This window comes from Arachidicoccus sp., assembly GCF_050436765.1.
Taxonomy (GTDB): domain Bacteria; phylum Bacteroidota; class Bacteroidia; order Chitinophagales; family Chitinophagaceae; genus Arachidicoccus.
Genome location: NZ_JBNQGD010000229.1, coordinates 1 through 1,545 on the forward strand (window position 1 = coordinate 1; position 1,545 = coordinate 1,545).

Consider the following 1,545-nt stretch of genomic DNA (forward strand, 5'->3'; position numbering starts at 1 on the left):
ATGATGACTTTTTATAATTTTAAATTTCAGGGTGACCCAGTGTCAAAGTCAGGAGTATATTCCACGCAAACCGATTCAAAAATGCTCCTAAACAATTCCTTTGGGACCCATTCTTGTGTTTCTTCGAGTCCGATCCTATTCTTCGTTTCGTCGCCCACCAACCACATTTTGTTGTATTCCTTATAAAATTTGCTTCACGGTTTTTTCGAATAGCCTCTATGATTCGTTTATAATGCAAAAAAACCGCAGAGTTCAAAATCTTCTGCGGCTTTAAGTGAAAATAAAATATCTATTAGATTTTATTGTTGCAACTGGAATGTCATTGTTATGCTAGGATTCTCTACACTTCCCAATTGACCATATACGTTATTAGTCCCCGGATCTATATAGTATCCAAGTTTTACTGTGTTGCTTGTTAAGAAGTTGTCTAAGGCTGTCATAATCTTAGCTACATATCCGCCTGATGCCGCACTGAACTTAGTGAAAGTGTAATTGCCATCATTATCCATCGTATATGTATAAACTATCGTTGTAGTCCAACCGCTTGATCCACCATTTTGACTGCAAAAACCTACAAATGAAACTCTTTGATTAGCTAAGTCCCATTGTAACGAAATGGCTCCCCAATTGAAAGAATAGTCTAATATCGATCCACTAAGATTATTATAATAATAGTTCAGAATATTTGCTCCATCTGTAGAAGTACCCGGATTTATTGTTTTATATATCCCATTCAAAGAGGAATATTTAACCCCCATTAACATATACAATGGCAAGATTGGTGCCGGAGAGTTTTTAATGACATATTCTTTGTCATCATTAGTATATATAACCAATGTATTAGCATCTTTCCATGCAATCTTTTTGAATTGCAAACCGGCTATATTTACGCCGCTATCTAATATAGCCATTTGATCTATTGTAAAAGCAAATTTTGCTATTGCGGAAGAAATCTCTCCTTTAGGATTAAGAGCAGTAAGCGTAATTCTTTTCCCTGCGTTCAAATCATTTGATGAATTGGGTTCTATAGATATTTTTGTACCATCGTCCAGCAAAATATAAGCATTTTGATTGGCAGTAAAAAAATCTTTAAAAGCCTGAATAGCCTTTAAATATCCGCCGGCGGCTTGGTAGGCCGTTTGTTGTTCTTTAGTTGCCTTTATAAAGGCTAGTGGCTGGCGATATCTTTTACCCAGAAAAACAATACTATCTCCATTGGTATGATCATAAATATAATCAACATCTCCACCATAGCCATCACGAACATTATTATCCGGGTTATTCAACTCGGTGATGTAATTATAACTGTCAAAGGTCAAAGCTACCCCTAAATCTGCTCTCACTCTGGTATGGGATGTGTAAGGTGTAGATGCAAATTGATCTATAAGGTCCGAGTACATTGTTACATTCATGGAGTCGTCAAAACTCATGTAAAAACCATAACCACCTCCGAAGAACACAGGTGTCACGACAATCCAACCATTGGGTGCTGTGGTCAAGGTCTTCTTTACAAAAGCAATGGAATCAGCCATACGTGTCTCTGGA

At 36.8% G+C, this 1,545-nt stretch carries 1 protein-coding gene; it reads right to left on the bottom strand.

Translation table 11 applies throughout. The features are described 5' to 3' along the window. Positions 1-299: 299 nt before the first annotated feature. Positions 300-1,545: DUF4302 domain-containing protein (locus ACQR30_RS10180; RefSeq protein ID WP_429734661.1), on the bottom strand; the 1,246-nt coding region annotated here is incomplete at its 5' end.